Source organism: Azospirillum sp. UFLA03-27 (genome assembly GCF_059803775.1).
In genome coordinates, this window is record NZ_JAUQTX010000392.1 from 1 (window position 1) to 3,816 (window position 3,816).

A 3,816-nucleotide genomic window follows, 5' to 3' on the forward strand; every position below is an offset into this window, starting at 1 on the left:
TCGTCGGCCGTGTTCTCCTCAACCGAAAAGAATCACGACCAACCGGCCGTGCACAGCCCTTTTTCCGCATCCTGTTAGGCGTCAGCAGCTTCCGACCGGCGGTCGCGTTGCTGGTGTCGGCGCGCGCATCGTCGGGGGAACCGTTGGCGGTGCCGGTGTTCTGGTAGGAGTCAGACATCACGATCATTCCCTTCGCGAGGGAGAACGGCACGGGCATCAGCGCGGCCCGCGCCGTTCTCGCGTTATGGTGGCGGATCTTGTGATTACGCGCGCTTCTTCTGAGGCAGCGCGGGCAAAGTGGAAGCCCAGCGTTCCGCCTCGTCGGAGGGGATAAGGGTGCGGCCCAAGACATGGACCGCGCGAACATGGCCAAGCGAGAACAGATTATATGCTGTAGTCTTCGAGATAGAATGCAGGGCGCAGAAATCCTGCACCGAAAGCATGCGCTTCGGAGTCATCATGTTTCTCATCTCTAGAAGGCGCACAGCTTCCATGCAGCGACATTGGCTGCCGTTCCGGTGCGCACTCGAAGTTGGGGAAGCCGACAGACAACTGCGCCTTCTGCGCGCGGGGCAAAGATACCCCCGCGTCACCAGCATAGACGCCGGTAACTAGTTGGCGGAAAAGCTGGATATCGGCAGCGTTGCGCGCGTAAAGCTTCAACTCGCGCGGCTACGGCACATCGGATACTACGAGGTGTCGGCGGAGGGCGTCAGGATGCGCATGGTCACGACCACGTCCTCGATGTTGAAGGTTGCGTTCCTGGCGGTGCGCAACGTACGACCCCGTCTCTACTGCGCAGCACGAGGTGCCATGCCAAGTAGACGAGGGCGTTCGGATGACGACGCCGTCAGGTTCTGAACCACAACATAGTGCAGGTCGACGAACAAATCCCGTTATGGTTGCGGTGGGTTTCCGCGCACAAACTCCCGAAACCCACCGCGTTTTTCGTCACTGGCTTCTCTTGACAATGCCGCGCAGGGTTGCCGTGAGGTCGCGGATGCGTGTCTCGGCATTTCCGTCGTTTATGCCATCGTGCACTTTGGAGAGCACGAAGCAGGTGAACTCGACGGGAGTGAAGGCGTTGCTGTCGGGCCACGCCCCTCTGACGTTCACTCTTTTCATCGAGCGGTCGAGGTCAACTCCCGTCATGTTGCGCCAGATAGCGTTGATGTTGGTCATGACAGGCATGAAATCGTGTGGAATGCCGCGCTTCACTTCCGCTGATGAGGCGCCATCAAGGACCCAGATTTCTTCGTCCTGGTTCGATCTTGCAAGTTCGTCAGCCTTCTCGACTTCGGTGAGCAAGATTGTAGATGTATCATCACCATTCCGCACAGCAAGCGCGCTGGACTCTGACTTCTTGCGTTCACCGCGCTTTGCGAGCTGCGTCAGGACCTGTGAACAGGCCACCTCGATGGCTTGCATGTTGGAGAACACCTCGTGCAGGTCTGCACTCTTGCCTTGCTCATCCAACCGTTGCCTGACAAGTCCTTCGGTGTGCTGCCCAATTCCAGAGAATGCCTTGAGATACTGCGCAACCGCCTTGCGCAAATCTCTGGTTTCCTTCCTCGTTGTTTCGGCCTCGGGAAGGCCAGCACTCAAATGGAGACGCGCGAACTCCTTTTTGATGCAGGCGTCAATCTCCCGAACAACAGTATCAACCACATCGGCTGCCACTCCCATGGCGCCAAGCCGTCCTCGCAGCGAGTTCACGTCGTTTTCTGTAAGGCGGCTCTCGATGAGAGAGAGATTGTATTGGAACCCTTGATCGTCTTCAGGCGTGAACATGCCGCACATCTTCTCCTACCCACTTCCGAGCGGGGGCGCACGGAACGCTAAGACTAGCGAAGCTCTCGTTGCATCCGCGGTCCAGTGCAATATCGGGGTAGCTGCGACGCTGGAGATATTGCGTTGCACGAAACTAGTGAGGCCGACATCAAGGTTAATAGGCGCCGCAGGTCTGCGTTGCGTAAGAGGTGCCTTGATTCACCGTTGAACGCCGTCTCGCCTCCTTTCACTTACGTGGTGCCGCTCCGCCTGAAGCCGGTTGAGGTAGTTCGTTTGATGCGGTGGCCTACATCTCGCGCCGCGCTCATTCTTTAACAAACAACGGGTTGAGGTCTTGTGCCATGACCAAACGTTCTGAAATGGTGTGGTGGAAGGGTAGAATACTTATTCACCCTTTTAGCTGGACTGCTGACGATGCGAAAATTTGGGGGCGTGGCGGAGAAAAAGACAGGCCGTGCATCGTCGTCGGACTGACGGAGTCGCAGTCCAATGAAGCCGTCATCATGCCGCTGACAACGAGAGTTGGATACAGCTCTGGGATAGAGTTGACGGACTTTGATAAACGAAGCGCAGGGCTGGACGAGGGCAAGCCATCTATTGTAATTGTTGGATGTTACAATTTCATACAATTCCCGGAACGAACGTCGCGGCGTGTTCTAGGGAACATATCAGCCAAAACGATGGCGTCCATTGAAAAGAAACTTGGCGAGGTCGAAAATGATGCGTGACATCGTCTTGCTCTGTGGTTTGCAGCAGGTTGGCGATCATCTCGCGCACGACCTATGAGTTGGCACTGTTGAGCTCGGCTTGCCCGCCGCACGCCGCCGCCCATTCGTCCATCAGCTTCCGCCGCTTCTCGTACAGGTCTCCGCGTAAGTAGGCAGCTTCGACCTTGTCGGAGATCGTGTGGGCCAAAGCCATCTCGGCCACCTCACGAGGGGCGTGCGTGCATTCCGCAGCCCAATCACGAAAGGTGCTTCGAAACCCGTGCACCGTGATGTCATTGCGGCCCATCCGTTGCAGCAGCTTAGCCATGGCCATGTTGCTGAGAGGGCGCCCTTTCTTCCCGCCTGGGAACACGTGCCCCTTGGTTCCCAACGCCTTCATGCGCTCCAGCACCGCCAATGCGGCACTGGTCAGTGGGACGCGATGCTCCTTGCCCATCTTGATGCGCGTGGCCGGGATGGTCCACACCGCGCCTTCGAGGTCGGTTTCGTCCCAAGCCGCTCCAATTGTCTCACTGGTGCGGGTCGCGGTGAGGATCAGAAATTCCAGCGCCGAGGCGGCAATCCCTTCCTGTTTGCGCAGTTCTATCATGAACTCGGCAATGTCGCGATAGGGCAGAGCCGCATGGTGCTCCACCCGCTGGACCTTGCTGCGCCTGGGAAGAAGGTTTTCCATGTGCCCCCTCCAACGTGCGGGGTTGTCGCCGTTTCGGTAGCCGCGCGCTGTTGCCCAGTCCAAGATGGTTTCGATGCGACCCCGTACGCGGCTGGCCGTTTCGGTCTTGGCCTGCCAGAGCGGTTCCACGACCTTCATGACCAAGCCTACATCCACCACCCCATCCGCCACTTTCTTCAAATTAATCCATATATATCAAAGCGTTAAAGGCCAAGCCCGTGCGCTTACCTACGTCCATACCCACGTCTATGGAGTGGCTGCACACGAACAGCCGCGAACATGCGTGTCCAAAATGTTCACCTGAACTACCTCGATTCAGCGAATCGGTGATTCCCAAAGATGCTCGGCAGAAGCGTCATCGCACTTTGACCGCCCATCAAACCCACCCGGGCCAGGGGCAAGCCCACGCCTTCATCGTGTCAAACGGAGGTTTTGGTGGGGGGCTCTTATGCCGGATGGTTGAGGTGGAACGCCGCTTCCGGTATCTGAAACGGCGCGCAATGCCCAACAAATTTTTGATCTTGTGCAGTTGGGAGCAACGCCAGTTGGATCGTGTCCCAAGACGTGGTGTAGCTGAGGAGAACCGGCCCGCCGAAGCGCCCCCAGAGCTGGCGTAGGCGGGCC

General features: G+C 57.9%; 4 protein-coding genes. 1 reads left to right on the forward strand and 3 read right to left on the reverse strand.

The features are described 5' to 3' along the window. Nucleotides 1-217 (reverse strand): hypothetical protein (locus tag Q4I23_RS31225; protein WP_498528790.1); only part of this gene is annotated, 217 nt, incomplete at its 3' end. 734 nt (nucleotides 218-951) lie between these two features. Then, the gene (locus tag Q4I23_RS31230) at nucleotides 952-1,791 is read right to left on the reverse strand and encodes a hypothetical protein (RefSeq protein WP_498528791.1); all 840 of its coding nucleotides are present in this window, start codon (nucleotides 1,789-1,791) and stop codon (nucleotides 952-954) included. Between the two features lie 341 nt (nucleotides 1,792-2,132). Between Q4I23_RS31230 and Q4I23_RS31235 the strand changes: the two genes are divergently transcribed. Then, entirely contained in the window at nucleotides 2,133-2,519 is a 387-nt protein-coding gene (locus Q4I23_RS31235) for a type II toxin-antitoxin system PemK/MazF family toxin (protein ID WP_498528792.1), read from the forward strand. Nucleotides 2,520-2,571: 52 nt separating this feature from the next. On the opposite strand, the gene Q4I23_RS31240 is transcribed toward Q4I23_RS31235, so the two are convergent. Next, nucleotides 2,572-3,363 (reverse strand): tyrosine-type recombinase/integrase, encoded by a 792-nt coding sequence (locus Q4I23_RS31240; RefSeq protein ID WP_498528793.1) that lies wholly within the window; start codon nucleotides 3,361-3,363, stop codon nucleotides 2,572-2,574. Nucleotides 3,364-3,816 lie beyond the last annotated feature (453 nt).

What these genes read in the sequence shown, in the direction of transcription:
- Q4I23_RS31235 (WP_498528792.1), top strand. Translation starts at nt 2,133, where the DNA reads ATGACCAAACGTTCTGAAATGGTGTGGTGGAAGGGTAGAATACTTATT.
- Q4I23_RS31230 (WP_498528791.1), bottom strand. Translation starts at nt 1,791, where the DNA reads ATGTTCACGCCTGAAGACGATCAAGGGTTCCAATACAATCTCTCTCTC.